We start from the raw sequence: 25,311 nt of genomic DNA, 5'->3' as shown, positions 1-25,311 counted from the left end.
TATCACACCGACAACAAATTGCTGTACACAATGTAAATGAGTTAGACGAATAGCTTAGCGAATAATTACAGCACAAATCGCTTACATATAAAACGAAAGTTTACATAAATGTTAACAAGCCATGCCTTTTACCTATTGCTTCTGCGATTTCAAAATAATCTACTCATACAATCATTGCCAATAGGCCTATTGCTCTAACATTTTGGGTATAACCTAGCATCGATATTTCAAGGAAGCTGACTCTCCCTACATCTTTAAAACGCCGCAATTTCGGATTACTTTTTCTAATCCAATTTATAGATTTTTATCTTGATCAACTTCACATTTTTTGATTGCTAAGTCGGCAATCAAGCTCTAATATCTCGCGCCTAGATTCCCTGAATACTTTATTCTTTTGGCTCTCTTTAATGGAGTGCTAAGGCTTTTTACGTCTTTAATTTTTGGAGAGATACGCAAATGTCTGCCTCGTTTCCATTAGCGAAACTTACCTTTTTAATCGCTATTCTGACAGCCGTAGGTCAAATGACTCAAACGATGTACGTGCCTTCTATCGGTCATATGGCGGGTGAGTTCTTGGTTTCTGCGTCTTCACTTCAAGCTGTGATGGCGTGCTACTTGATCCCTTATGGTCTGTCGCAATTTGTCTACGGCCCGCTTTCTGATCGCCTAGGTCGTAAACCTATCATCGTGGTAGGTTTGATCATCTACATCATAGGTACTTTGGTAGCCTTATTCGCTCATGAGTATCAATGGTTCCTAGCGGGTAGCTTTATCCAAGGCTTAGGCATTGGTTGTGGCGGTGCGATGTCTCGAACATTGACTCGTGACTGTTTTGAAGGCGCAGAACTGCACCGTGCAAATAGCTTAATCAGCATGTGTGTGATTTTCTCACCATTGATGGCTCCTGTTTTGGGCGGTTACTTAACAGAAGCTTTCGGTTGGCGTTCTAGCTACTTGTTCCTCGCGCTGTTTGGTATCGCGGTTGTGATCACCATGATGACGAGCATGATGGAAACTCTGCCAAAAGAACGACGCAAAAATGAGTCTGTTGTAAACAGCTACAAATTCGTTCTGTCTGACAAACGCTTCCAAGGTTTCCTACTAGTTCTAGTAGCAACATTCGCGGGGGTCGCAGTATTTGAAGCCGCGGCTGGTGTATTACTTGGTGGCGTACTGGGTTTACCTGCAACCACAGTCAGCTTGTTGTTTGTTTTGCCTATTCCGGGTTACTTAGTGGGTGCTGGTCTATCGAGTTACATCGCACAACGTCGCTCTGAGCGTCGCGCACTGAATGTTGGCCTAGTGTCGATCTTAGTCGGTTCAGCCGTGGTGCTGATACCGGGTCTGTTTGGTCAAACAACAGCATTAACTTTGATTGGCGGTGCAACCATTTACTTCTTGGGCGCTGGTATCTTATTCCCAGCAGCAACAACGGGAGCACTTTCGCCATTCCCATACCACGCAGGTACAGGAGGCGCGATCTTAGGGGGTATGCAGAACCTAGGTGCAGGTATCGCAACATTATTGGCATCGTTCTTCCCAGCTCAAGATCAACTGCCGCTCGGTTGCCTGATGATTGCTATGTCATTTATCGTGATGCTTGGTTTACGTTGGGTCAATCGCAAGCCTGACCACTCAAACGAAATGCCATTGGCTATCTAAAGTAAAGCTCGAATCCAGCCCAAACGAAGAAAAGGGACATACTGATAAGTGTGTCCCTTTTTTGTTGCCCGTTTTCCCTCACCTCACGCCTGCCTAAATTTCATTTAACATTACTTTGATTTTTTGAAAACAATAACAGACACTTACGTTGAAAGTGCATATCCAGAATCCAATTATAAATAACATCACTGGAAGAAAACTAACCATTGACTAAAGGATGCTGGCATTAAAACGAGTAAGGTGCACACTAAGGATCTACAGATGCGTTTCGCTTTAACCACATTAGCCGTATCGGCCGCGTTTGTCGCCGGATGCAGCAATCAAGGAATAACAACCATGAAACACTACTCTCCATCGCAACTCGTCGCTCAGCAGACACAAGCTCCTGTTGCTAAGAAAGTCCCTCATGCAATGACGATTCATGGTGATACTCGAATCGATAATTACTACTGGATGCGTGATGATGAACGCCAAGATCCAGAGATCTTGCAACATCTTGAACAAGAGAACCAGTACGCAGAGACCGTGCTGAAGCATACAGAATCAACACAAAAACAGTTATTTGAAGAGATAAAAGGTCGAATCGCGAAAGACGACTATTCGGTACCGGTGCGCAAAGGCAGCTACTACTACTCGAATAAAGTTACAGGTGACAACGAATACCCAGTTCACTTGCGTGAAAAAGACTTTTTAGGCACAGACAAGCAAGTCATCTTAGACGTTAACGAACTAGCAAAAGAACATGAATTCTTCAGTATTGGTGGCTTAACGATCAGCCCAGACGAAAACTTGTTGGCCTATGGCGAAGATACGCTGAGCCGCCGCATTTACACCATCAAGATCAAAGACCTCACCACTGGTGAATACCTAAAAGATGAAATTGAAGGTGCTTCGAGTGCTATCGCGTGGCAAAACGATAACCAAGCCTTCTACTACATCAAGAAAGATCCACAAACGCTGCTGGGTTACCAAGTCTACCGCCATGTATTAGGCACACCTCAAACAAGCGATGAGTTAATCTACGAAGAAACCGACAGCGCTTACTACACCTCTTTGAGTAAAAGCAAAGATGGTGAACAGGTCTACATTTGGCACTCGAGCACAGAAACCAGTGGTGTTTCAGTCATAGATGCCAACAACCCAAAGGCTAAAGCCGAAGCTTTTTACCCAAAAGAGGCAGGCATAGAGTACAGCATCGCTAAATTGAGTGATTGGTATTACATTTATACCAACTACCAAGCGGTCAACTTTCGTTTAATGAAAGTCGCAGCCGAAGAGATGCATGACCGCTCAAAATGGGTCGATGTCATTGCAGCAGACGATAACACTCAGCTTGTTGATTTCGAGTTGTTTGATGACCATCTTGTTTACGAGCAACGTGCGGATGGCTTGTCTAAAGTCACGGTTCGCCAACTCTCAACAGGTAAAGAGTTCCCACTTAAATTTAACGACACCGCTTTCGCCGCTTACTTAACGAGTAACTATGAGTTAGATAACTCAAAAGTTCGAATCTATTACAGCAGCTTGACTACGCCTGGAACTTACTATGATTTCGACCTAAGTACAGGTGAGTCTGAAATCAAGAAGCAAACACCCGTATTAGGTGATTTCAAAGCGGATAACTATCAATCAGAGCGAATCATGGTAACGGCTCGCGATGGTAAGCAAGTACCTGTCTCTTTGGTCTATCGCAAAGACTTATTCAAAAAAGACGGCACTAACCCAATTTACCAATACGGCTACGGATCTTACGGTTCAACCATTGAACCGACCTTCAGCTCGACTCGTCTCAGCCTGCTTGATAGAGGCTTCGTTTTTGCGATCGCTCACATCCGCGGTTCAGAAATGCTAGGGCGCCCTTGGTATGAAGACGGCAAAAAGCTGACCAAACAAAACACATTTAATGACTTTGTCGATGTAACTAAGGGCCTAGTTGAAGAAGGTTATGGCGCTAAAGATAAAGTATTTGCGGTAGGCGGTTCGGCAGGCGGTCTACTTATGGGAGCGATCATCAACCAAGCTCCTGAATTATATAGAGGCATTGGAGCACATGTTCCGTTTGTCGATGTGGTAACAACCATGCTTGATGAGTCGATCCCTCTTACGACTAACGAATACGACGAATGGGGCAACCCTAACAATAAAACCTACTATGACTACATGCTAAGTTACTCACCGTACGACAACATTAAGGTACAAAACTATCCGAACATGTTGGTGACAACAGGCCTGCATGATTCACAAGTACAATACTTTGAGCCAATGAAGTGGGTGGCGAAACTGCGTGAAATGAAAACAGACAACAATGTACTGGTGTTCAAAACCGATATGGAAGCCGGCCACGGTGGCGCTTCTGGTCGATTTAAGCGATTAAAAGAAGATGCTCTTGAATACGCCTTCTTTTTAGACTTATTAAAAACTCAGTAGACTCAGCGTAACTGTAGGTATTCACACAATTTAACGTCGCCATTTAGTCTCGACAAAATGGCGACAGAAATTATTAAGCATGGTTAAATACGATGAACCATGAAATCCACCAAATCAAAAAATCTTTGAAAACTCGCAGTGACAAAGGTTTACGAGAGGTATAAAAACAAATGAAAGTAATTAGCTTCAACATCAACGGCCTGAGAGCCCGCCTTCATCAACTGCAAGCTGTTATCGACAAACACCAACCGGACGTAATTGGTCTGCAAGAGATAAAAGTACACGATGAAGCCTTCCCTATTGCTGATGTTGAAGCAATGGGCTACAAGGTTTACTTTCACGGCCAAAAAGCGCATTACGGTGTGGCTATGCTGTGTAAGCAAGAGCCAATCTCAGTTCAGAAAGGTTTTCCAACCGACAATGAAGACCATCAAAAGCGTATGATCATGGCGACGTTTGAAGATGAAAACGGTGAAAAGGTTACCGTACTAAATGGTTACTTCCCTCAAGGGGATAACATCAAGCATGAAACCAAATACCCGTACAAGCGCGAGTTCTACAAAGACTTGATGACTTACCTAAACGATCACCACAACAAAGATGAACAAGTGATCGTGATGGGCGACATTAATATCAGCCCTATCGACGCAGACATCGGCATTGGTGAACCTAATGCGAAACGTTGGTTGAAAACCGGTAAGTGCTCTTTCCAACCTGAAGAACGCGAATGGCTAAAAACTCTAATGGATTGGGGTTTTGTGGATAGCTTCCGTCTACTGCACCCTGAAGTGAATGATCAATACTCGTGGTTTGATTACCGTTCAAAAGGTTTCGTAGACAACCGCGGCCTACGTATTGATGTAGTCCTAGCAACTCAGAAACTTGCTGATAAGTGTACTGAAGCAGGCATCGACTACGAACTACGTGGCATTGAAAAGCCATCTGACCACGCACCAATTTGGTCGACGTTTAAGTAGAAAATAGGGAGCTCATGCTCCCTATTTACTTTTTAGATTAGTTGATTGGCCAAGGGGTTGTCCCGTCGATACTAATAGGTGCTGTGGCAAACTCATCGACACAATAACCTTGGTTTGAGCTCGCGAAGTACGTTAGTGGCATTGGTGGCAAATTCAGTGTCACTACTTGTTGTTTTGCTTTATCCGTAAAACTAAAGCCCCACATATCTAGATAATTCCGCATATCCCGCTCATTGACATAACTCAGCGCAACCAACAGCCAATCGTCGTTCGTGATCTGATTTGCTTCCTCTCTTGAATAGCTGTCAAAGCCAATGGTTTGCCTATTTGCAACCCACAACTCGTCACTCGACTTTAAACGATTAAACTCACGCTCAATCAAGTGTAAACGCCCTAGCAAATGCCAACCAGAACTCAATACACCTTGCTGCTCAGTTAACATCATCATTTGAATGAAGACTCTCGCTCCCCAGCTCCAACCGGTTTGATTCTGAGCTGCCATAAAAGCATTTGGGTCAGATTGAGCTCGGCTCTGCTGCAAAAGTTCATACTGCCCTTTAAAATCTAAGCCTTGGCAAGACGATACTTTTCCGGTGTCTTTATAATATTTTGATTTACTAAAATACGAATAGTAGTTCGTTGTAGAGTGCCCATCCCAGCCGCTAAACCTAAATCGACCACGCTCTAAACCATGCCCTAACTCGTGAAGATCACCATGCCCTAATGGATGAAACGACCAATAGGCATCATACGGGTTTCCTGAACAACCATAGCCACAGTTAGCTTGGTCTGCATTCATATGCTTTACAATGTCAATGGTTGCAATTTCCCAGCCCTTGTCTTCCCCGTATTGGTGTATTTCAGCAATTTCATCAATACCCGGCCCTTTAAAGCCTGCAAGTGCATGAGGAAAGTTATGTACATAACGCTCTGTGGCAAGAGCCATATCATGAGGCTGAGCCCAATCAGCAGCACTGATAGACTCTTTCATTTTGTCTAGTTTAGAGTGGACTTCAAATCCAGGTGTTACCAGTTCTGCCCAGTCAAACTTTCCTTCTTCAAGTTGTGCCACAAAACTATCGTTGTCCGCCTCACTTCGCCAAACCGGGTGTTGAGCAACATTTTCAAAACACAACTCCACATCGATATCATTGGTATCAAAATGAACCTGTAATGTTCCACCATAGGCTGAAGTGAGATAAATCGTCTCGCCTGGTTTCACTGGATAAGTTACCGAGGTTAAAAATTTCGGCCGAGCGTAACCGTCATTGCCTGAAAACTCGTGTGTCGCGCCACTACGCAATGTATTAAATGCAATAGACGTAGCCACTTCGTTACTGTCTAAGCGAGTCACCTTAATCGTCTCACCTGGCAATGCGTACACTCCAGCTGATCGAAAGTGTCTCTTGGACTCAAAGGCAATTGTTTTGGTGACGAGCGGTACGTTTTCAAAACTCTTGGTACTGAAATTGCCTAGACTTGGTTGCGCCGCGTTATACACGCGACTGTTGTAGGTCGCGTAATCACTGTAATAAGAGCGAAGAAAATCAATTCTCTCTGTCACGCCCTTACCCATTGGGTACTGAACGTCTTGGCGATAGCGATCCGCAAGTAACAGTAACAACTTTTCATATTCGTAATCATCGGTTGAAAATAGGTCAACTTTGTTACTATCAAGTGATGTTAAGTGCGAACGAATACTGTTTGCTGCAGTATAGAACTCTTCATCCATATTGGATTCATCAGGGCAAGATTTGTCATCGCAGGTAGTCAAGTCAACGGTAAAACTATCATCTTTCAGTCTCTGTAAAAGCGCTTGTTGTTGAACAATGTTATCCGGCACCTGATTAATGAGCTGTGTAGAATCCCAATTAGACAGGCCAAGCTTGCGCCAATAGTTATCACCAACGTAGGTCATGTGCATTTCAGCAAACAAGGCATTACCTAAGTCCGTCAGACCGCCATCAAGATGTAGATATAACACTGGAATATTTTTGCTGAACGCCAAACGTAACCCTGAAATCACATCTTCAATGTCATCACCATCATTTAACTTTTGAGACAAAACTAGCAAGTCAGGGTTATTGGCTTCAATACATTGACTTAATTTACTACCATCACAAGTATTGTCAGCGTTGATAACCATAGAAGCATTAACATTGTCGGTTAACCAGTTTCGTGTTGCTTGATCATCAGGAAAATAATGAGACTGATCAAGCTGAGCTAACACAACATTTTGTGGCGAGTCAGTACTAGAAGTCCACCTAACTAAGTTCTTCAACCAAGTATCCATCTCTTCGTTGACAGAATCAGGAAAGCGCTGCTTAGTTCGAAACGGGTTACTTGCTAATGCTGCATAGCGGTTGTCGTCTGACGTATAACCCGCAATACCAATGACAAGCTCTTGGTTGGCATAGCCATCTTGCATCGCTTTATTGGTTTTTAAGATGACATCGTTAAAGCCATAGGTAGGTAAGATAATTGCCGTGTCATGTGTTGGATCCCAATGAAGATTACGTAGAGGTTCCCCTTCAGAGTTTTGGGATAAAGCTTGCTTAATATGATTGTAGTCCTCGTTGTATTGAGCAACTAATGCTTGGCTTGCCTCAATAAACTCCAAGGAATTAACAACATAAGAAGCATTACCAGTCGACAAGGCTTTTTGAACAGCGGTTTGCGGAATTGGGTTTATATCTGGCTCACCGCTTCCATCACCGTCATTACCTCCTCCTCCAGAACCTCCAGAACCTCCAGAACCTCCAGAACCTCCAGAACCAGTTTGGGCACTTTCACCACCACTACCACCTCCGCATCCTAAAAGTGATAACGTGATAACACAAAGAACCAAGTTCGCTAGTAAGTTACTCTTTTTCATCATCATTCCGTACAAGAACAAAATTTTTCCGAGTCTATCTATAGTTAAGTCTAAAGCAATTATTCTTATGAATGCGTGAACGCAATTTGAAGCAAGTTAACTGTTTTTAAAAATCTACAGTTCGTATTGACGAGTCTCTGCCCAAACCATGACTGTGTTACCTTTTCGATACAAAAAACGGCGCTATAGAAGCGCCGTTTTATTAATATGATTTGTACAGGGTGCGATTAACTAAGAGGCCTTAGGTAAGCAAGGAAACGTTTCTCTGCGAATTTGAAAATCGCGATGATGATAAACGTGAGCGCCATGTAAAACAGACCTGCCGTTAGGAAAGATTCAAATGGAGCGTAATAACGTGAGTTAACCAAACGAGCTGCACCCGTTAGATCCATAATGGTTACGATACCTGCTACCGCAGAGCCGTGAAGCATGAAAATGACTTCATTACTGTAAGCTGGCAGTGCGCGACGTAAAGCACTTGGTAAAATGATACGACGGTAAGTCTTCGGTGTACTCATGCCGTATGCTTTTGCAGCTTCCACTTCACCTTTCGGTAACCCGTTGATCGCACCACGAATGATCTCTGCAGTATAAGCTGACGTGTTAAGAATGAATGCCACTAAAGCACAGAACCATGCGTTTTCCCACAATGTGTCTTTCACTGGGAAAAACTGATCCATACCGTAGTAAATCAGGTACAGCTGAACCAATAATGGTGTGCCACGGAAGAAATAGATGAACGACCAAGCTGGAGCATTAATCATCATATTTGGACTGTTACGAGCGATAGCTAACGGTATGGCTACGAATAAGCCAATGACCAAAGCGACACAAACCATCCAAGCCGTTGTCCATAAACCACCAAGGTAAATCGGCAGGCTTTCAATTATCAATGAAAAGTCCATAACTACCTCGCGTGGATACTGAATTTACGTTCAACCAACTTAAGTAAGCCTGTCGAAACACTGGTGAAGAATAAGAAGATCAGCGCCACCGTCATGTAGAAGGTAAATGGCATTTTGGTTGAACCTGCCGCTAATGCGCTAACGCGGACCATGTCTTCTAGGCCGATAATCGAAACCAACGCAGTCGTCTTAAGCAGAACCAACCAGTTATTACCAAAGCCCGGCAGTGCGTGACGAATCATTTGCGGTAATAGAATACGACGAAACGCTAAAACGGGTCCCATGCCATAGGCCTTTGCGGCTTCCATTTCACCGCTATCAACAGCCATGATTGCACCACGGAAGGTTTCAGCCATGTAAGCGCCAAAGATGAAGCCAATGGTTAAGACACCAGCAATGAATGGGCTGACATCAATATAATCTGGTAAGTAAGAGGTCCATTCGTGGTTAGGATCACTTGAGGTGAACCACTCATTGAGCCACTCATTGATGGAATACAAACTGTTGTTTAAAAGGATTTGTCCACCAAAGAAAATCAGCATCATCAAGACGAGATCAGGAATGCCTCGAATAACAGTTATATAGAGGGTTGCAATAGCACGAGCCCAACGATAAGGCGCTAGTTTTGCTAAGGCACCTAGCATACCAAGAACCATAGCTAAAATTAGCGACAGCAAGGCAACTTCGATTGTAAGCACCGCCCCTTTCAGGATCGAAGCTTCATATCCTTGTAAATCAAACATAATGAATTCCAACAGAACTGCGAAAAAGTTGGTAAGACAGGGAGAGGAGAACCTCTCCCTTAAGAAGTGACGCTAGAAATTACTGACCGTATACGTCGTAGTTGAAGTATTTAGCAGCGATATCTTGGTAGATGCCTTTCTCACGTAGTGAAAGGATTGCAGCATCTAATTGCTTAGTCAGATCTTTGTCTTGCTTACGTAGAGCAATACCAAAACCTTCACCGAACCACTTAGGATCTGTTAGTGATGGACCAACAAACTCGTAGTCTTCACCACCAGCTTTGTTTAGTACGCCTTCTTCTAGAGCAGATGCATCACCCAGTACAGCAGCAACACGACCGTTAGCTAGATCAAGGTAAGCTTCATCGAATGAACCGTAACGAACGATTTCTACTGTGTCACCGTAGTTGTCTGTTAGATATTTATCGTGAGTTGTTGCACGTTGAACCGCAATTTTTTGACCGCTTAGATCATCGAAGTTAAGACCTGCACCTTTTTTAGCGATGAACTTGTTTGGGATAAGTGCGTATTTGCCAGTGAAATCGATCTTTTTCTTACGCTCTTCCGTGATAGACATTGCCGCGATGATCGCATCATATTTACGAGCAAGTAGAGAAGGGATAATGCCATCCCAGTCTTGTGCAACGATCTTACACTTCACCTGCATTTCAGTACAAAGTGCGTTAGCCATATCGACATCGAAGCCTTTTAGTGAACCGTCAGCTTCTGTCCAGCTAAATGGAGGGTAAGCACCTTCAATACCGAAACGTACTGTTTTCCATTCTTTTGCTTGAGCTACGCCCGTTGCAGCAGTTGCAGCAAGTGCCGCGACTAATAACCACTTTTTCATATCCCTACTCCTGTGATTTAGGTTTTTATGTTTTGCTAATTTTAATATTGTGTTTGTTGTTACTTATTAACTTACTTGTTGTGTTTCATTGTTAACACTGTCGCCATTTACCTTAACAACAGCATTTCAATTCTGATTAGTAAATCGATGAGATAAATTGTTGTAATCGCTCAGATTCAGGCTCAGTAAACAGTTTAGCTGGATCGCCCTGTTCTTCCACTAAGCCTTGATGCAGGAACATCACATGGTTGGATACGTCACGAGCAAAAGCCATTTCATGTGTTACCACAAGCATGGTTCTTCCTTCTTCTGCTAGATCACGCATTACACCAAGTACTTCCCCAACTAACTCAGGGTCAAGTGCCGATGTTGGTTCATCAAACAGCATCACCTCAGGATCAACCGCTAACGCTCGAGCAATTGCCGCACGTTGTTGCTGTCCACCTGATAAATGACCTGGGTAGTAATCTTTACGCTCATACAGGCCTACTTTTTTAAGTAGTAGTTCTGCATTTTCAATCGCTTGAGCTTTAGGCACACCTAAGACGTGAACAGGCGCTTCGATAACATTTTCGAGAACGGTCAGGTGAGACCAAAGATTGAAGCCTTGAAAAACCATCGCTAAGCGAGAACGGATTCGCTGTACTTGTTTTTCATTAGCAGGAACAGATACACCTTGGCGGTTGTTTTTCATTTGAATTAATTCGCCATTAACCCAAATCTCGCCTGCGGTTGGTGTCTCTAAAAGGTTGATACATCTAAGAAAAGTACTTTTACCGGACCCTGAAGATCCGATAATCGATACAACATCGCCTTTATGCGCAGAAAGTGAAATTCCTTTTAAAACTTCATTTTGACCAAACGTTTTGTGTAGATCCTTTATGTCCAGCGCTGGTACATCTTTCATGCGCTTTCTCTCCCAAGTTTGTGAAAATGCAAGGTACTCCGACCTTTTCATGCGATACAAACTAGCACCACACGAAAAAACATGCAACAAATTATTAACCTAATAAATTGGAATAAATAGCGATTCACTCTGACTTATTATGCAAAAGGTAGCGTTTTCGCCTCAATTTAATGAATGAGTTCTATCAATAAGCTGTAATTACACCCCTTACATTGTTTAAATAAAGTTAACCAAAATGAGATTCTCGTAGCTTGATGTCTCACAAGAAAAACAGGTTTTGTGAACTTAGAAACATCGCGACCCACAAAATATAGCGCGAACATTCAGCACACCATCCTCACCATAATTCACAATTATTTTAAGGTTATTACATTGTAAGTATTTTACTCAGAGCGTGGGGCAAGCGAGTAATAGTGAGATAACTCAGTAAACATAAAGCATTCAGCCAATTCCATAGCGGTAAAGGCTCGGAGAAGATAAGAAAACGTCAATTTGTGAAAACTAATTACACGATTCATCAATGGAAAGTTAATGAATCGCTGCGTTTTGTAGCTTTCTTTCACATACACTCATAAAGTGATCAAGATCAATCACCCTAAAGGGTAAGCTTGTTAGACTCCTCAGCAAAGAATAAGGCATTAAAAATGCCAAACATTTCTTTTAACTTAGCTGCATAAAGCACATCAAGACCGTGCAACATAATGTTAATGAGTTATAACTAAGAAATAACGCAATTACGCGAACTTATAGAATTCAATTTTAGAATTACTAACATAAAAATATGAGGAATCTATGTCAGACGTTGTGAACAATGCGAACTCTGAAGTAGAAGAGAAAAGCTATAAAGAGCTACACCGCCCTGCTTCTGAATTTGAGAGCCGCTCAGATTATCTAGATCATGAGCTTCAAATCATGAAGCCTCGCCGCTTCGGTTTAAACCTTCCTGGTCGTGACTTCCGCTTTGAACTTGAAGACCTTGTTCCTGCACTTGCTGGTACCATTGGTATCATCGCGATGTACTCAGCAGTAATGATGTCTTGGGCTGATGGCCTAACTCAAGCTTGGGATCACGTAAACTTGGGTAAAGAGTTTGCGATTGAAGTCGCTCGTGTAGAAATGCTTATCCCTGCACTGCTGTTTTGTATCCTTGCTTCTGGTTTCTTTAACCCTAAAGCAAACCTTGCCGGTAACCACGGCCCAATGATTCCTCTTATTGGTACCATTGCTTTAGCTGGTGCTCACCCTCTTGCATTGGCAATTCTTATTGGTGTTTTCGGTCTAATCCTAAGTTTCCTAAAAGGCGGCTCCAAGCTGGTTAACCTAACTTCGGAAGGTACCGCTGGTGGCTTGCTCATTTTCTTAGGCCTAACGGGCACCATGAGCCAAATTAACTCAATTCAAACATGGGCGGTTGGTCTTCAATCTTCTACTGTTGAAGCGGGCAGTATGGGTTACGTTGGTTTAATTGTTCTTGCTATTACTATTGCTATCTACGCTTTCTTAGCAAAAGTAAACAAGCGTTGGTTGGCTATCCCAGTGTGTGCATTCACAGGCCTTGCTATTGCATTAGCACTAGGTGCAGGTTTCGATATCGTGTTCGAAACTGAAATGGGTATTCCAAACCTAAACCCAGTTTACTGGTGGGGTTCTACTTCTGAAGGTTGGATGCTTGGCTTGCCAAACGTTGAACACTTCATCGCTTCTCTACCATTCGCAATTCTTGCAGTAGCGATGTGGTCACCTGACTTCCTAGGTCACCGTATCTTCCAAGAACTGAACTACCCTAAAAAGTCTGAAAAAGTACTTATGGATGTAGATGACACAATGACTATGTGTTCAGTTCGTCAAATGGTGGGTACTGCGGTTGGTGGTGGTAACATCACATCTTCTTGGGGTACTTACATGATCCCAGCAGCTATCGCGAAACGTCCAATTCCTGGCGGCGCAATCTTGCTTGGTTCTCTATGTATTATTGTAGCGATTCTTGGCTTCCCAATGGACGTTGCGGTATGGCCACCAGTGATGCGTGTCGCGCTACTTGTAGGTGTATCTCTACCTCTACTTGAAGCGGGTATGCAAATGGTTAAGGATTCAAAAGATTCTCAAGCGGCTGGTATCTGTATCTTCGGTTCTGCGGTTGTTAACCCAGTACTAGCGTGGGCACTGACTATGCTTCTTGATAACAACGGCCTAATTGGTGATAAAGAGCGTGCGAAGCGTCTATCATTTGTAGACAAGATTGTTATCCCAGTTGGTGTTTTAGTTATCTGTCTAGTAGCAATGCTTGCAGTTGGTATGCTAGAAAGCCAATATGGTCTAAAAGCTTGGCTATAATGGTCCTTACTACACAAAAGTAGTAATCGGATTAAAAAAAAGTTTGGGTGGCAACCCCTGTCACTCAAATTTTTTCAACTTTTTTTGGCATTTATTGATTTAGTTTAAGGTTTGCAGGAATTTTTTAGCGTAGTCTTGAATTCATAGAGTAAAGACAACATATAAAAAGTAGTGACAATATATATAACCATATGACGCTTATATGCTCATATATATTGTTATTAATAAGAGTGTACTACCCTTACGAGGGGCGCTGGCTCAACAGTGTTAATGTACGTATTTTTTCTACTAAAAAGGTAGGTATGTCATGGCAGAGCAATTTGCTAAAGCTTGGGAAGATTTTGCTGCAGGTGAGTGGCAAAGCGAAGTAAACGTTCGTGATTTCATTCAAAAGAACTACACGCCGTATGAAGGCGACGAGTCTTTCCTAGTTTCTGAGGGTACTGAAGCAACTAACAAGCTTTGGTCTTCGGTAATGGAAGGTATCAAACAGGAAAACGCAACTAAAGCACCTGTAGATTTCGATACTTCTGTTATCTCTACCATTACTGCTCACGATGCAGGTTACATTGAGAAAGATCTTGAGACTATCGTTGGTCTACAAACTGAGAAGCCACTAAAACGTGCAATCATCCCTAACGGTGGTGTACGTATGGTTGAAGGTTCTTGTAAAGCATACGGTGAAACTCTTGACCCAATGGTTTCAAAAATCTACTCAGAATACCGCAAAACACACAATGCTGGCGTTTTCGATATCTACACTCCTGATATCCTAAAATGTCGTAAGTCTGGTGTTCTGACTGGTCTTCCTGATGCATACGGCCGTGGTCGTATCATTGGTGACTACCGTCGTGTTGCACTTTACGGTATTGATTTCCTAATGAAAGACAAAGCTGCTCAATTCGCTTCTCTACAAGAGCGTTTCGAGAACGGCGAAGATCTTTCTGCAACAATGCAATTGCGTGAAGAGATCTCTGAGCAACATCGTGCTCTAGGTCAAATCAAGCAAATGGCTGAGAAATACGGTTTCGATATCTCTGAGCCAGCTCAAACTGCTCAAGAAGCTATCCAGTGGACTTACTTCGGCTACCTAGCTGCTGTTAAATCTCAAAACGGTGCTGCAATGTCTCTAGGTCGTACTTCGACTTTCCTAGACATCTACATCGAGCGTGATATCGCTGCTGGCAAAATCACAGAAGACCAAGCACAAGAAATGATCGACCACTTCGTAATGAAGCTGCGTATGGTTCGTTTCCTACGTACTCCTGAGTACGATGAGCTATTCTCTGGCGACCCAATCTGGGCAACAGAATCTATGGGTGGCATGGGTATCGACGGTCGTACGCTAGTAACGCGTTCGAACTTCCGTTTCCTAAACTCGCTATACACTATGGGTCCTTCTCCAGAGCCAAATATCACTGTTCTTTGGTCTGAGCAACTACCTGACGGCTTCAAGCGTTTTTGTGCGAAGGTATCTATCGATACTTCTTCTATCCAGTACGAAAATGATGACCTAATGCGTCCTGACCTTGAGTCTGATGATTACGCTATCGCTTGTTGTGTATCTCCAATGATCGTTGGTAAGCAAATGCAGTTCTTCGGTGCTCGTGCTAACCTTGCGAAAACAATGCTTTACGCAATCAACGGCGGTGTGGACGAAAAACTTAAGATGCAAGTTGGTCCTAAAGAAGCTCCAATGACTGACGCTGTTCTTGATTACGATAAAGTAATGGACCGTCTAGATCACTTCATGGACTGGTTAGCTAAGCAATACGTGACTGCACTAAACAGCATTCACTACATGCACGACAAGTACAGCTACGAAGCTTCTCTAATGGCTCTTCATGACCGTGACGTTCGTCGTACTATGGCTTGTGGTATTGCTGGTCTATCTGTTGCAGCTGACTCACTGTCTGCAATCAAATTCGCGACTGTTAAACCAATCCGCGACGAAGATGGCATCGCAACTGACTTCGAAATCGAAGGCGATTACCCTAAATACGGTAACAACGACTCTCGTGTAGATGACATTGCTTGTGAACTAGTTTCTACGTTCATGAACAAGATCCGTAAGCTTAAGACTTACCGTGATTCAATCCCTACACAGTCAGTTCTTACTATCACGTCTAACGTGGTTTACGGTAAGAAAACTGGTAACACTCCAGACGGTCGTCGTGCTGGCGCTCCTTTCGCTCCTGGTGCTAACCCAATGCACGGTCGTGATGAGAAAGGCGCAGTAGCTTCACTAACGTCTGTAGGTAAACTACCGTTTGCTGATGCACAAGATGGTATCTCTTACACGTTCTCTATCGTGCCAAACGCACTAGGTAAAGAACAAGACAGCCAACGTGCTAACCTTGCAGGCCTAATGGATGGTTACTTCCACCACGAAGCTGGCATTGAAGGTGGTCAACACCTTAACGTTAACGTTCTTAACCGCGAAACTCTTGAAGACGCAGTTAAGCACCCTGAGAAGTACCCTCAGCTAACAATCCGTGTATCTGGTTACGCTGTTCGCTTTAACTCTCTAACTGCAGAGCAACAAGCTGACGTAATCGCACGTACATTTACTGAGTCTCTATAAGCTCACGCTAAATAGACAGTAAATAATATTAGCCTCGCCAATGTGCGGGGCTTTTTTATATCCGTTGTAAATCGCACAAGCTTAACCCATCCCTCGAAGTGTTAGATTGAGCAAAAAAGCACCCTGCCATTCACTTTTTTTCCACAAATCCTGTCAAATTACGGTAATATCTCGGTTCATAATTTAAGAGTAACTGCTCCATGAAATACCTGCGTTGTTTACCCCTGATTCTCCTTTCTTTTTCATCTTTGGCATCTGATCGTTCTACGTTAACTTTCGCTTTAGATAACGATGGTATTTTTGGTGTCGACCAAGACTATACCAACGGCTTATTTCTGGGTTACACATCATCAAGTATTACACCATACAACTGGGTAAAACCACTGAGCCTTTCTTACTGGGGCGCAAGCTCTCTAGATAAGTGGGAAATCACCATTGGCCACAAAATGTATACGCCTTCAGATATTGAATTGGAAACACCATCTGCCAATGATCGCCCGTATGCAGGTTACCTACACACCGAACTCAACTACATCAGCTTAAATCCACAACAAGCTCAGCGTTTTAACATCACGTTTGGTACGACTGGTGAGCGTGCACTTTCAGAAGATGCTCAAAAGCTGGTTCACTCAATCACAAAATCAGATGAGCCTATGGGCTGGGAATATCAAGTTGATGATGAGTGGGCGGGAAGCGTTGGCTACCTAAGCCATTTCAACTTAATGCGTAATCAAGCTCTAGCGAATACTGACTACGAAATCTCTAACGTTTCAGAAATCAACGTGGGTAACTTTAGAAGTGATATCTCGACTGGTTTTATGTTCCGTTGGGGTACGGACTTGGGCGGTAACTTTGGTGCAGCCAACATCACCACAGAAAACCCATTCAAACCTGGCATGATCGGCGCATCAAACGCTGGTTGGTTTACCTATGCAGGCCTTGAAGGTCGTTACCGATTCAACGACCTAACAATTGAAGGCGATCGCTCAGGTGTTGATGAGTACGCTCATAAAAACAACGAAGATCCCGCTATCTACGATGTGACTTTAGAGAATATTCAAGCGACTGCTGTATTGGGTGTCGCTTGGTATAACCGATACGTTGGTGCCTCTTTCGCACTAACAGCAAAAACACCAGATTACGAAGAAGCAAAAGAGTCAGTGTACACCACTGGCGGTATCACAATGTTTGCTTTCTTCTAGCCACCAGTAAGAGCTTTCGTCCTTTACTTTCCAAGTTTAATAAAGGCAATCATCTTAACGGGTGATTGCCTTTATTTTTAAAGACCTCGTTACCATTTGACCCTATTTTATGTACCGTTTTTGTAATAAAATAAAGGGTATAAATTCCTCTACGAGAATAGCTCATGTCTACAACTGGTCGCATTCACTCATTCGAATCTTGTGGTACTGTCGATGGCCCTGGTATCCGCTTTATTGTGTTTCTTCAAGGCTGCTTAATGCGTTGTATGTACTGTCATAACCGTGATACATGGGATCTTCATGACGGAAAGGAAGTAACGGTCGAAGAGATCATCAACGAAGCAAAATCATACCGTCATTTTATGAAAGCATCGGGCGGTGGTATCACCTGTTCTGGTGGTGAAGCGATGCTACAACCTGAGTTTGTTCGTGACTTTTTCCGCGCAGCTCAAGCTGAAGGCATTCACACTTGTCTTGATACTAATGGCTACATTCGTAAGCACACTGAAGTGGTCGATGAAGTACTAGAAGCCTCTGATCTAGTAATGCTAGATCTTAAACACATGCGAGATGAAATTCACCACGATTTCATTGGAGTATCAAACCGACGTACTCTGGATTTTGCGCGCTACTTGCACAAAATCGGTAAGAAAACTTGGATTCGCTATGTGATTGTTCCTGGCTACACCGATACGCCTGAAGATGCTCATCTTCTAGGTGAATTCATCAAAGATATGGATAACATCGAGAAAGTAGAACTGCTTCCGTACCACAAGCTTGGTGCTCATAAATGGGAAGCGCTTGGTTTTGACTACCCGCTTGAAGGAACAAACCCACCAAGCAAAGAAAAAATGGACGAGATTGTTGAGGTTCTAAGCCAGTACCATTCAAACGTAAAATACTAATCTAGACTTACGTCCATAGCGATTTCAAACGCCTCAATTTCGATTGGGGTGTTTTCTTTTTCGAGCAAAACAATCCTTTCACTTTTCTTTACAACTTTTGTTTATCAATTCAAAAAATCATATTAAATCCGTGTTGAGATCATGTTTCCACTCGTAGGAATGCTGTTACTCTTACTGCAACAAAAAAATACAACATTTAGTTTTTTAGTGAGGTTCCTCCCATGGAAATGACCAATGCTCAGCGTCTAATTCTATCAAATCAATACTACCTAATGTCTCAAATGGATCCTGAGAACTCCGCTAAATATCAACGCCTACAAACGATTGTAGAGCGCGGTTACGAACTCCAAATGCGTGAGCTTAACAAAGAGTTTGGTTGTTTGACTGAAGCAGAATGTCGCGAAATTATCGACATCATGGAGATGTATCATGCAATGCAAGAGTCAAACAAAATGCTTGCAGAGCAAGAACGTGCTGAAGTAGACCAACGTCGCCTACAGTTCTTAGGTTTTGATATCGCTTCTGAAGCGCAGATCGTACATTACGTGCGTTTCCTTGTAGATTCTGAAGGTCTTTACCCTCAGTTCGACAAAGCGGATCACCACTTCAATAGCCAAATGCCAATGCTAGACAAATACCGTCGCATGCTAACAACATGGCGCAACTGCCCTCGTCAGTACCACCTATGTGCGACAGAGCTATCTCAAATCTTCAGTGCTTAATGCATCAAAAGATAAGCCTCAGCTGGCTTAAAAAATTTCAAAAAAGGGTTACTCATCACGAGTAACCCTTTTTTAATATTCGTATACAAAGAGAAAACCAAAGTAACTAGAAAACGTAAGCAACACCGACGTTTGCAGCCATGTTGATACCACTTTCAAGTATTGGGCTGTTCTCAATACTCCCTTCTAGATTGGTATAACGAACGCCACCCGTCACTCGGATATTTGGCGTCACATGCAAGTAACCACCTAAACCAATAAAGTACTGGCCATCCCAGTCTGCGTCGAATTCATTGAGGTTTGTTCTTGCCGCTTCAGCTGAACTCACACCATATAAGTGATTGTTCAAACGCTCACTGTTATAGGCGTAACCAATAGAAGGAGTAATCGCCCAACCATTTCGGCGAATAGGTAGGCGCCATGCCGCTTCTGCGTAAATACCGTTATGCTTAAAACCTAAGTCCGAACCTGCTGTCGCTTCAAACATCCCAACCAGAGTAATCACTTGATAACTGATACCACCCAATACAGAGGCATCACGTTCATCCAACTTTTGAATATCAACGTTATCAGAGTCACCCGGCTTTAATGTTCTTGAATCATAAACGGCTCGAAACACAATATTTTGCGGTGAACCTGCAGGTAATAAGCGATAGCCTGCACTGAAACCACGCATAAAGAAGTGCTCACCTTCATAACCAATCATAGGGATCACGGCACGGTTTGACGGAGTGTCTTTGTAAACAGCAGGAGAATAAGAGGCAGCAACGCCTAGTGACCACTGCGAGATTTTTGCATGTGTTGCTGTCGAAGCCAGTAACGCAGCACTGATAGCCACTATTTTTAACCCATTGTTCTTCACTACATCTACCTATTTATTGAGCAATTTTTGATAACGCCGCGCATTATATGGTACTTCGTTCCGGAAAATCAATAGAGCCCAATTATACATCTAATACACATAAATCCATTGTGAGTATTATTAAGCGACCTAAAATCACAAAACAAACGGCTAGATCCCCTCGAATGTAAAATAATTTGATTCTACACGCCTCAAGTTGCCTATTGAGCTCGCTACGTTTTTCACACACAAAATTGTAAATAAATACATAATTGTTAAGCAAAATTGTCGAAGCGGGTCTAACCTTAAAATGTAGGGAGAGCCTATTTTTCAATCGCTCGTCAGTTTTGACTGGTTAACAAGGGGAATGTGACTATGAGTATTTTTGACCACTATCAATCACGTTATGAAGCAGCCAAGGAAGAAGAGCTGACATTGCAAGAGTTCTTAGCGCTGTGTAAAGACGATAAAAGTGCTTACGCGAATGCTGCCGAGCGCTTATTACTAGCCATTGGCGAACCTGAGGTCATTGACACCGCTCAAGACCCTCAACTGAGTCGTATTTTCTCGAACCGTGTCATCTCACGCTACAGCGAATTTAAAGATTTCTACGGCATGGAAGATGCGATTGAACAGATTGTGTCTTACTTAAAACATGCAGCACAAGGTTTAGAAGAACGCAAACAAATCCTTTACCTACTTGGCCCTGTGGGCGGTGGTAAATCTTCTCTTGCTGAAAAACTCAAAGCCCTGATGCAGAAACTACCAATCTATGTATTGTCTGCTGACGGTGAACGAAGCCCAGTAAACGATCACCCATTCTGTCTATTCGATGTCAACGAAGACGGTGACTTATTGAAGAACGAATATGGCATTGAGAAACGCTATCTTCGCTCAATTATGTCTCCGTGGGCTGCAAAACGTCTGCACGATTTTGGCGGTGATATTTCCAAATTCAAAGTCATCAAACTACGCCCTTCTATTCTCGATCAAGTTGCGATCGCTAAAACAGAGCCTGGTGATGAAAACAACCAAGATATTTCGTCTCTGGTTGGTAAAGTGGATATTCGTAAACTTGAGCACTTCTCTCAAGATGATCCTGATGCCTACAGCTACTCTGGTGCGCTATGTAAAGCCAACCAAGGTGTGATGGAATTCGTGGAGATGTTTAAAGCGCCAATCAAGGTATTACACCCACTACTAACGGCAACACAAGAAGGTAACTTCAACGGTACCGAAGGGCTTTCTGCACTGCCATTTGACGGTATGATTCTGGCTCACTCGAACGAATCTGAGTGGCAGACCTTCCGTAACAACAAAAACAACGAAGCCTTCCTCGACCGTGTGTACATTGTAAAAGTCCCTTACTGTTTACGCGTCTCTGAAGAAGTCAAGATCTACAAGAAGCTGCTTGAACACAGTGAGTTATCCAAAGCCCCTTGTTCACCAAGCACGCTCGACCTGCTATCGCAATTCAGCATCCTATCGAGACTGAAAGAGCCTGAAAACTCTTCTCTGTTCTCAAAAATGCGGGTTTACGATGGTGAGACTCTAAAAGACACCGATCCAAAAGCGAAGAGCTACCAAGAGTACCGAGACTACGCAGGCGTTGACGAAGGTATGTCTGGGCTATCGACACGTTTCGCCTTTAAGATCCTGTCTCGCGTGTTTAACTTCGACCAAGCCGAAGTGGCCGCCAACCCAGTGCACCTGTTCTACGTTATTGAGCAGCAAATCGAACGTGAGCAGTTCCCTCAAGAAACCGCCGAGAAGTATCTAGAGTTCTTGAAAGGATACCTAGTACCACGCTACGTAGAGTTCATCGGTAAAGAGATTCAAACCGCTTACCTAGAGTCTTACTCTGAGTACGGTCAAAATATCTTCGACCGCTACGTGACTTACGCTGACTTCTGGATTCAAGACCAAGAGTACCGCGATCCAGAAACAGGCCAGCTATTTGACCGCGCTTCTCTGAATGGTGAACTTGAGAAAATAGAGAAAACAGCCGGTATCAGTAACCCTAAAGACTTCCGAAATGAGATTGTGAACTTTGTGCTTCGTGCCAAAGCCAACAATAACGGTCAAAACCCTGTGTGGACGAGCTACGAGAAACTGCGCACTGTGATTGAGAAGAAAATGTTCTCTAACACAGAAGAGCTACTTCCTGTTATCTCATTCAACGCTAAGACCTCAACGGATGATCAGAAAAAACACGACGACTTCGTTGCTCGTATGATGGAAAAAGGCTACACCGAGAAACAAGTGAGACTGCTATCCGAGTGGTACCTAAGAGTTCGTAAATCCTCATAACCAAACTGTATTGAGCTGCTCAAGTGAGCAGCTCGTACAAAGCAATAACTCTTATACCCTAATAAAAAGTAGGATCGTGACATCAGCTGAGAGGGAGTTCTTATGGCACAATTTATCGATCGGAGGCTCAATGGCAAGAATAAGAGTGCTGTGAATAGACAGCGTTTCTTACGACGCCATAAAGAGCAAATCAAAGAATCTGTGGCCGATGCAGTTAACCGACGCTCAATCACCAATACTGAAACTGGTGAAGACGTCACTATTCCCCATAAAGACATCAAAGAGCCAAGCTTTCACCAAGGTCAAGGCGGCGTAAGAGAACGCGTTCACCCAGGTAATGATCAGTTCATCACTGGCGATAAAATCGAACGTCCCAAAGGGGGCGGTCAAGGTGGTGGCTCAGGCCAAGGTGACGCAAGCCCTGATGGCGAAGGCCAAGATGAATTTACCTTCCAAATTTCAAAAGATGAGTATCTTGATATTCTCTTTGAAGATTTAGCTCTACCTAATCTAGAGAAAAATCAGGTCAATAAAATCACCGAATGGAAAACGCACCGCTCTGGTTATCAAAGCGCGGGGATTCCATCCAACATCGCTATCGTTCGTTCACTTCAGCAATCTCTAGCTCGTAGAACCGCGATGACAGCAGGTAAAAAGCGCGAGCTTAACCTACTGATGGAGCAACTTGACCAAGTTAAAATGACGGAACCGGCACAACCCTTCGAAGAGAGTCGCTTAAAAGAAGAGATTGCCGAGCTACGCAAAAAAATTGAAAACGTTCCATTCATTGATACCTTCGACTTACGTTTTAAAAACTATGAGAAGCGCCCTATTCCATCTAGCCAAGCCGTGATGTTCTGTTTGATGGATGTGTCCGGATCTATGGATCAAGCCACCAAGGACATTGCAAAACGCTTCTACGTACTGCTTTACTTATTCCTCAATCGCACCTATGAGAATGTCGATGTGGTGTTTATTCGTCACCATACTCAGGCAAAAGAAGTCGACGAGCATGAATTCTTCTACTCGCAAGAGACCGGCGGCACCATCGTTTCTAGTGCATTGAAACTAATGAAAGAAATTGTTGCAGATCGCTACCCAGCTAACGAGTGGAACATCTATGCGGCACAAGCTTCTGATGGCGATAACTGGGCTGATGACTCGCCTCGTTGTAAAGAGCTATTGGTGAATACGCTTCTGCCAACTTGTCAGTATTACTCTTACATCGAAATCACACGCCGCTCTCACCAAACGCTTTGGCACGAGTATGAGAAGTTAGAAGCAAGCTTCGACAACTTCGCAATGAAAAACATTAAAACGGTGGATGATATTTTTCCTGTGTTTAGAGAACTGTTCCAGAAAGAGACAGCGTAAGGGAGTTTGCCATGACAGCGAAATCAAACGTTGCAGAGAAAGACAAAGCTGCAAAAAAGAAAAACAACAAGATGCTGCCTGATGGTCCAGATTGGACATTCAATCTCTTGGAACAATATCACGTCGAAATTAAGCGTGTGGCGCAGCATTACCGTTTAGATACTTACCAGAACCAAATTGAAGTGATCACTTCAGAGCAGATGATGGATGCATACTCAAGCATTGGTATGCCTATCAATTACAACCACTGGTCATTTGGTAAGAAATTCATTCAAACTGAGCAAAACTATAAGCATGGTCAGATGGGCTTAGCATACGAAATTGTGATCAATTCAGACCCTTGTATCGCTTATCTGATGGAAGAGAACACGGTCACGATGCAGGCACTGGTAATGGCGCACGCTTGTTACGGCCACAACTCTTTCTTTAAAGGCAACTACCTGTTCCAGACCTGGACAGACGCTAGTTCTATCATCGATTACTTACTGTTCGCTAAGAAGTACATTAGTGGTTGTGAAGAGAAGTATGGCGTCGCTGAGGTCGAGCAACTCCTTGATTCTTGCCATGCATTAATGAATTACGGCGTAGACCGATACAAACGTCCTGAGAAGATTTCCATTGCCGAAGAAACCGCAAGGCAGGAAGAGCGAGAGGCTTATCTGCAATCTCAAGTCAACGAGCTATGGAGAACTGTGCCAAAAAATCAAGACAAGGAAAAAGAGACCAAAATCCGCTTTCCTAGCGAACCTCAAGAGAACATTCTGTACTTTATTGAGAAGAACGCCCCACTGCTTGAACCTTGGCAACGTGAGTGTGTTCGTATTGTTCGCAAGGTAAGCCAATACTTCTATCCTCAGAAACAAACTCAAGTAATGAATGAGGGTTGGGCAACCTTCTGGCATTACACCATTCTTAACCACCTTTACGACGAAGGCTTGGTGAGTGATAAGTTCATCTTAGAGTTTCTACACAGTCACACCAGTGTGGTTGCTCAACCCGCCTACAACAGCCCTTATTTCAGTGGGATAAATCCTTATGCACTTGGCTTTGCGATGTTTAGAGACATCCGACGCATCTGCGAAGAGCCCACCGATGAAGATAAAGAGTGGTTCCCTGAATTAGCCGGAAGTGATTGGTTAGAAGCGGTGCACTTTGCGATGCACAACTTCAAAGATGAAAGCTTCATCAGCCAGTACCTTTCTCCAAAGATCATTCGTGACTTTAAGCTGTTCTCAGTACTCGACGACGACCGTAAAAATACCATTGAAGTCAGTGCGATTCACGATGATCCGGGCTATCGCCTGATTAGAGAAAAACTCGCGGCGCAGTACAATCTAAGCAACCTTGAGCCGAATATTCAGGTATTTAATGTTGATGTTCGTGGTGATCGCTCAATGACACTGCAATATGTGCCTCATGACCGTATCCCGCTAGATAAAGGCTACGATGAAGTATTAAAACACCTTTATCGCTTATGGGGCTTTGATGTGATTTTGGAAGAGCTCAAAGACACAGGTCATAGAGAAATATTGACCACCTGTCCGAAACGAAATGATTATGGAGCCAAGATTTAATGCTAATCACAATAAGTAAGTGATTGGTATAAGACTCCGCTCCCCCTACAACATAGTGGTTAAACCCGCTCGGAAGTGGAGCAATAAAAAAGCGCATAAGTCTGATGACTTATGCGCTT

17 protein-coding genes are annotated in these 25,311 nt (G+C 43.3%); 11 read left to right on the top strand and 6 right to left on the bottom strand.

Going from position 1 to position 25,311, the window contains the following annotated elements:
* The first annotated feature begins 456 nt into the window (after positions 1 to 456).
* The 3 genes from emrD to xthA all read left to right on the top strand — a co-directional run bounded on the left by emrD (position 457) and on the right by xthA (position 5,066).
* Positions 457 to 1,662, top strand: coding sequence for a multidrug efflux MFS transporter EmrD (gene emrD / locus CWO08_RS14145; RefSeq protein WP_048659687.1), 1,206 nt, complete (start codon positions 457 to 459; stop codon positions 1,660 to 1,662).
* A 336-nt stretch (positions 1,663 to 1,998) separates the two neighbouring features.
* Complete coding sequence (locus CWO08_RS14140) at positions 1,999 to 4,089, top strand: S9 family peptidase (protein WP_181360053.1); 2,091 nt, start codon at positions 1,999 to 2,001, stop codon at positions 4,087 to 4,089.
* A 170-nt stretch (positions 4,090 to 4,259) separates the two neighbouring features.
* Positions 4,260 to 5,066, top strand: coding sequence for an exodeoxyribonuclease III (xthA, locus tag CWO08_RS14135; protein WP_019824400.1), 807 nt, complete (start codon positions 4,260 to 4,262; stop codon positions 5,064 to 5,066).
* A 37-nt stretch (positions 5,067 to 5,103) separates the two neighbouring features.
* Here xthA and CWO08_RS14130 read toward each other — a convergent pair whose 3' ends face one another.
* From CWO08_RS14130 to CWO08_RS14110, 5 genes are all read right to left on the bottom strand, one after another.
* Positions 5,104 to 7,941, bottom strand: a complete 2,838-nt coding sequence (locus CWO08_RS14130) for an ImpA family metalloprotease (RefSeq protein WP_108020653.1) — start codon at positions 7,939 to 7,941, stop codon at positions 5,104 to 5,106.
* Between the two features lie 227 nt (positions 7,942 to 8,168).
* Positions 8,169 to 8,846 (bottom strand): ABC transporter permease, encoded by a 678-nt coding sequence (locus CWO08_RS14125; RefSeq protein WP_048664666.1) that lies wholly within the window; start codon positions 8,844 to 8,846, stop codon positions 8,169 to 8,171.
* A 2-nt stretch (positions 8,847 to 8,848) separates the two neighbouring features.
* Positions 8,849 to 9,589, bottom strand: a complete 741-nt coding sequence (locus tag CWO08_RS14120; protein ID WP_108020652.1) for an ABC transporter permease — start codon at positions 9,587 to 9,589, stop codon at positions 8,849 to 8,851.
* A 79-nt stretch (positions 9,590 to 9,668) separates the two neighbouring features.
* Positions 9,669 to 10,439 carry an ABC transporter substrate-binding protein gene (locus CWO08_RS14115; RefSeq protein WP_107898506.1) on the bottom strand — a complete coding sequence of 257 codons (771 nt, stop codon included), beginning with the start codon at positions 10,437 to 10,439 and terminating at the stop codon, positions 9,669 to 9,671.
* Positions 10,440 to 10,575: 136 nt separating this feature from the next.
* Entirely contained in the window at positions 10,576 to 11,346 is a 771-nt protein-coding gene (locus tag CWO08_RS14110; protein ID WP_004736532.1) for an ABC transporter ATP-binding protein, read from the bottom strand.
* Positions 11,347 to 12,138: 792 nt separating this feature from the next.
* Between CWO08_RS14110 and CWO08_RS14105 the strand changes: the two genes are divergently transcribed.
* From CWO08_RS14105 to CWO08_RS14085, 5 genes are all read left to right on the top strand, one after another.
* Complete coding sequence (locus tag CWO08_RS14105; RefSeq protein ID WP_048664665.1) at positions 12,139 to 13,680, top strand: DUF3360 family protein; 1,542 nt, start codon at positions 12,139 to 12,141, stop codon at positions 13,678 to 13,680.
* 307 nt (positions 13,681 to 13,987) lie between these two features.
* Positions 13,988 to 16,264, top strand: coding sequence for a formate C-acetyltransferase (gene pflB, locus CWO08_RS14100; RefSeq protein ID WP_055319744.1), 2,277 nt, complete (start codon positions 13,988 to 13,990; stop codon positions 16,262 to 16,264).
* Positions 16,265 to 16,464: 200 nt separating this feature from the next.
* Positions 16,465 to 17,466 carry a lipid A deacylase LpxR family protein gene (locus CWO08_RS14095; protein WP_108020651.1) on the top strand — a complete coding sequence of 334 codons (1,002 nt, stop codon included), beginning with the start codon at positions 16,465 to 16,467 and terminating at the stop codon, positions 17,464 to 17,466.
* 164 nt (positions 17,467 to 17,630) lie between these two features.
* Positions 17,631 to 18,371, top strand: coding sequence for a pyruvate formate lyase 1-activating protein (gene pflA, locus CWO08_RS14090; protein ID WP_102432542.1), 741 nt, complete (start codon positions 17,631 to 17,633; stop codon positions 18,369 to 18,371).
* Positions 18,372 to 18,592: 221 nt separating this feature from the next.
* Positions 18,593 to 19,093: a YfbU family protein gene (locus CWO08_RS14085; RefSeq protein WP_017631241.1), complete on the top strand. Its 501-nt coding sequence runs from the start codon at positions 18,593 to 18,595 to the stop codon at positions 19,091 to 19,093.
* 106 nt (positions 19,094 to 19,199) lie between these two features.
* On the opposite strand, the gene CWO08_RS14080 is transcribed toward CWO08_RS14085, so the two are convergent.
* Positions 19,200 to 19,955, bottom strand: a complete 756-nt coding sequence (locus CWO08_RS14080) for a MipA/OmpV family protein (RefSeq protein ID WP_108020650.1) — start codon at positions 19,953 to 19,955, stop codon at positions 19,200 to 19,202.
* A 354-nt stretch (positions 19,956 to 20,309) separates the two neighbouring features.
* On the opposite strand from CWO08_RS14080, the gene CWO08_RS14075 reads away from it, so the two are divergent.
* The 3 genes from CWO08_RS14075 (at position 20,310) to CWO08_RS14065 (ending at position 25,192) form a co-directional block, all read left to right on the top strand.
* Complete coding sequence (locus CWO08_RS14075) at positions 20,310 to 22,244, top strand: PrkA family serine protein kinase (RefSeq protein ID WP_048659697.1); 1,935 nt, start codon at positions 20,310 to 20,312, stop codon at positions 22,242 to 22,244.
* Between the two features lie 102 nt (positions 22,245 to 22,346).
* On the top strand, positions 22,347 to 23,618 hold the full coding sequence (locus CWO08_RS14070) for a YeaH/YhbH family protein (RefSeq protein WP_048659698.1): 1,272 nt from the start codon (positions 22,347 to 22,349) through the stop codon (positions 23,616 to 23,618).
* Between the two features lie 11 nt (positions 23,619 to 23,629).
* The gene (locus CWO08_RS14065) at positions 23,630 to 25,192 is read left to right on the top strand and encodes a SpoVR family protein (RefSeq protein WP_107898508.1); all 1,563 of its coding nucleotides are present in this window, start codon (positions 23,630 to 23,632) and stop codon (positions 25,190 to 25,192) included.
* The last annotated feature ends 119 nt before the right edge of the window (positions 25,193 to 25,311 follow it).

The sequence above is a fragment of the Vibrio sp. 10N.286.48.B8 genome, assembly GCF_003050085.1.
Taxonomy (GTDB): Bacteria; Pseudomonadota; Gammaproteobacteria; order Enterobacterales; family Vibrionaceae; genus Vibrio; species Vibrio crassostreae.
This window is presented reverse-complemented; position numbering and strand designations above follow the sequence as displayed.